Source organism: Nostoc sp. T09 (assembly GCF_002154695.1).
GTDB lineage: Bacteria > Cyanobacteriota > Cyanobacteriia > Cyanobacteriales > Nostocaceae > Aulosira.
This window is the reverse complement of record NZ_MTAV01000036.1, coordinates 1-3470: the sequence shown is the minus strand read 5'-3', so window position 1 is coordinate 3470 and position 3470 is coordinate 1. Positions and strand designations below refer to the sequence as shown.

The window sequence follows — 3470 nt, the reverse complement described above, 5'->3', positions numbered from 1 at the left end:
GACGCTTACACCCAACAAATTTGGGCTTTATCTTCTTAAGTTGACACCAATGAGCAGTGCCGTGCCCCTACGAGAGATTATAGATGTGATGCAAATAGGTGATGTAATTAACGTTGATAACGGGGAGCATTGAAAGCATCCCAGGCGGCTTTAGCGGCATGTTGGAGGCGATCGCCGAAGTCAACCAGTTCTCTCATCAGCAAGTACCAGTTTTTCTCAAATTCATCTTGCATAACTAACCAAGCATAATCCAGGCGATACTCCCGTTCAACGAGTGTCCTCGCTTCAATCGCTTCTCGTGCTTGACGCACAGCATTTAAATACGTTTGGTTGCTGATATTACCTGGTGACTTTGCTTCAGATCGGGCGCGTTTTTTGAGCGCTTCAATTAACGCTTTGGTTTCGCCCTTAACTTCCTCAGTTTCGCCAGCCATTTCAATTTCTACCAATTCGTGAGTTTGAGGGCTAACTTCTATTATTAGTGTGGATTTAACATTTTTATCAGTCATAGTTGATACATCCTTAAATTGCAAATCTTTTTATCGGATCAGAACTATACTCTGTACTGATTAGCCATCGGTAATACTAAGTTGCAGTCTTTTGTAGTAGCTGAGGATTAATGAGATTGCTTCCCTTGACTGTTGTGCGATCGCAATGACAGATACTAGCTTTGATTGCAACTTGGGACGATTTCACAAAGGACAAATGACCGAAACTTAATAAGTTGTAGTTGCTAATTGTTGCTCTAATTTTAGCAATTGTTCAACTCGCGCATCAGTAGAAGGGTGGCTGGAGAACAAGTTACCCAAAAACTGACCAGAAATAGGATTGATGATTAATAATGGCTCAAAGGCTGGATTAGCATTCAAGGGTAACTGCTTTGCTGTAAGTTCTAAGCGTTGCAATGCCCTAGCTAAAGCGCGAGGATTACCAGTTAATCTGGCAGAACCAGCATCGGCGGAGAATTCCCTTGTGCGCGAAATTGCTAGTTGTATGATTGTGGCAGCCAAAGGCGCAAGTAGTACTGTTAATAAAACACCTAAAGGATTACCGCCTCTGTCATTATCTCGCGAACCGCCGCCAAACCATAAGCTGTAACTTACCATTTGTGCCAAGAATGAAATTGCACCAGCAATAGTGGCTGCAACGGCTTGGGTTAGGGTGTCACGGTTAATAATGTGAGTAAGTTCGTGGGCGATGACGCCTTCGAGTTCATCCTCTGGCAATATCTGCAAAATTCCTTCTGTAACAGCAACAGCTGCGTGTTCTGGATCGCGTCCTGTGGCAAAAGCATTAGCAGTTTGACCAGGAACAATATAAACTGCTGGCATGGGAATATTAGCGCGATCGCTTAATTTCTTCACCATGCGATACAGTCCTGGGGCTTGTGCTTCACTTACAGGCTGGGCGCGATATACAGCCAGCGCAATTTTATCTGATTGATACCAAGAAAATAGATTTGTTACTGCTGCTAAACCAATACCTATAATTAATCCAGTACTGCCGCCAATTACCCAGTAACTAATTGCTATCAACAACCCACTGAGACTGGCTAACAATACTAAAGTTTTAAATTGATTTCCCATATTTTGCTCTCCTGGCTAATGCTGTAATTGATGTTTTAGACCACAGCATTACTTAAGTCGCACTTTGATTTTAGCCAGCCCATCTTAAATTTAGATTACAGAAAACCTCCCATTGGAGTACGGTTTTCCCACTTAATTTGTAGCAATGTCATCAAATTTATATGAAATAATTTAGTTTTTTAAGGCTTTTTTTTCTAGAAAATTAAAGAGCCAATGCTAAAGTAATAAGCATCTATCTATGGTATTGAATTAAGATAAATAAAATCAAAATTTGATTTTAATTTTATAATAATTCAGTTATATTTTAAAAAATTTACCTACTTTTAAAGCTTAAGTTTAGGATGCTTATTGCGCACAATATCCAGGTTTTGGTGGGCATTGCCCACTCTACTGAGTAGATTTCAAAAATCAAAAATTTATGAATAAAATTCCTCGGAATGTATGGGTGTTAGGATTTGTCAGTTTGCTAACAGATATTAGCTCGGAGATGATCCACTCACTGTTGCCCTTATTTTTAGTATCAGTTTTAAGGGCGAATGTATTAACTGTTGGCTTGATTGAAGGAATTGCCGAGGCAACTGCTTCTATATTAAAAGTCTTTTCGGGAGTATTGAGTGATTATTTAGGAAAGCGCAAAGGGCTAGCTGTATTTGGTTATGGGCTATCTACCTTTGCTAAACCTTTATTTGCCCTAGCTACTAGCCCCACAGGAGTTTTAATTGCCCGTTTTGGCGATCGCGTTGGTAAGGGTATTCGAGTAGCACCTCGCGATGCTTTAGTTGCTGATTCTACCAACGCAGAGGTACGTGGTGCAGCCTACGGATTACGCCAGTCTCTTGATACTATCGGCGCATTTTTGGGGCCTTTGGCTGCATTCTTGCTGATGGCTGCTTTCAACAGCAACTTCCGGCTGGTTTTTTGGCTAGCACTGATCCCTGGTTTTTTGGCAGTAGCTTTATTAATAGTAGGAGTACGAGAAGTAAAAACAAATCAAACTCAAGTAAGCCGGAGCAACCCTATACAATGGCAAGCTTTACGTAGTTTAGGTCAAGGATACTGGATACTTGTTGCTGTAGCGCTACTATTTAATTTAGGTAACTCCAGCGATGCTTTTTTATTGCTACGAGCAGAGCAAATTGGTATTTCTGCGCCACTTATACCATTAACATTAGTGGTAATGAACATTGCTTACTCTTTGAGTGCTTATCCATTGGGGATACTTTGCGATCGCCTGGGTAGATTTGGGCTACTGGTAAGCGGATTTCTTCTCTATGCTCTAGTGTATCTGGGCTTTGCTTTTGTGCGATCGCCTTGGCAAGTTTGGGGATTGTTTGCCCTTTATGGACTGCACATGGGTATGACTCAGGGAGTATTGTTGGCGTTAGTAGCAGATAAAGTACCGACAAATCTCAGGGGTAGCGCGTTTGGATTTCTGAATTTTGCTGTGGGAATAGCGCTTTTACCTGCAAGTTTGTTAGCAGGTGAACTTTGGCAAGTAGCTGGATCGAGTACAACTTTTATTGCTGGTAGTTGTTTAGCAATAGTTGCGGTATTGTTGCTATTGATGCAGAGGGAAAAATATACTCCAATTAATTATTAGACTTCTTACAAAAATCTGGATGGGAATAAAAGGAACCACAGATGAACACCGATAAACACCGATATTTATCTGTGTTCATCTGTGTTTATCTGTGGTTTTATATTTAAAACATTGACATTGATAAGTCAATTTTTACGCTTACTTAGTGTCTTTCCATCTATGAGTAAGCTTTTTCTACCTTTGTTCAGCAATACCAAAATTTTTAAGTGTTATGTGCTTTAACTCAATACTTCGGACAAAATTAGGCAGCAATAACGCCGTAAGATCGTAGGCTTTGGTAGTTA

Annotated in this window: 3 protein-coding genes; 1 reads left to right on the top strand and 2 read right to left on the bottom strand. The window is 40.5% G+C overall.

All coding sequences use genetic code 11. The features are described from left to right. Positions 1-107: 107 nt before the first annotated feature. Both BV372_RS09790 and BV372_RS09785 read right to left on the bottom strand, forming a co-directional pair. The gene (locus BV372_RS09790; RefSeq protein WP_086686271.1) at positions 108-509 is read right to left on the bottom strand and encodes a hypothetical protein; all 402 of its coding nucleotides are present in this window, start codon (positions 507-509) and stop codon (positions 108-110) included. 207 nt (positions 510-716) lie between these two features. Next, a complete protein-coding gene (locus tag BV372_RS09785) occupies positions 717-1586 on the bottom strand; it encodes a zinc metalloprotease HtpX (RefSeq protein ID WP_086686269.1) in 870 nt (289 codons plus the stop codon). A gap of 418 nt (positions 1587-2004) precedes the next feature. Between BV372_RS09785 and BV372_RS09780 the strand changes: the two genes are divergently transcribed. Next, a complete protein-coding gene (locus BV372_RS09780) occupies positions 2005-3186 on the top strand; it encodes an MFS transporter (RefSeq protein WP_086686267.1) in 1182 nt (393 codons plus the stop codon). Positions 3187-3470: the final 284 nt, after the last annotated feature.

Bases quoted from the DNA above. Each gene is read 5' to 3' on its own strand.
- BV372_RS09790 (WP_086686271.1), bottom strand. From the start codon at position 509: ATGACTGATAAAAATGTTAAATCCACACTAATAATAGAAGTTAGCCCT.
- BV372_RS09785 (WP_086686269.1), bottom strand. From the start codon at position 1,586: ATGGGAAATCAATTTAAAACTTTAGTATTGTTAGCCAGTCTCAGTGGG.
- BV372_RS09780 (WP_086686267.1), top strand. From the start codon at position 2,005: ATGAATAAAATTCCTCGGAATGTATGGGTGTTAGGATTTGTCAGTTTG.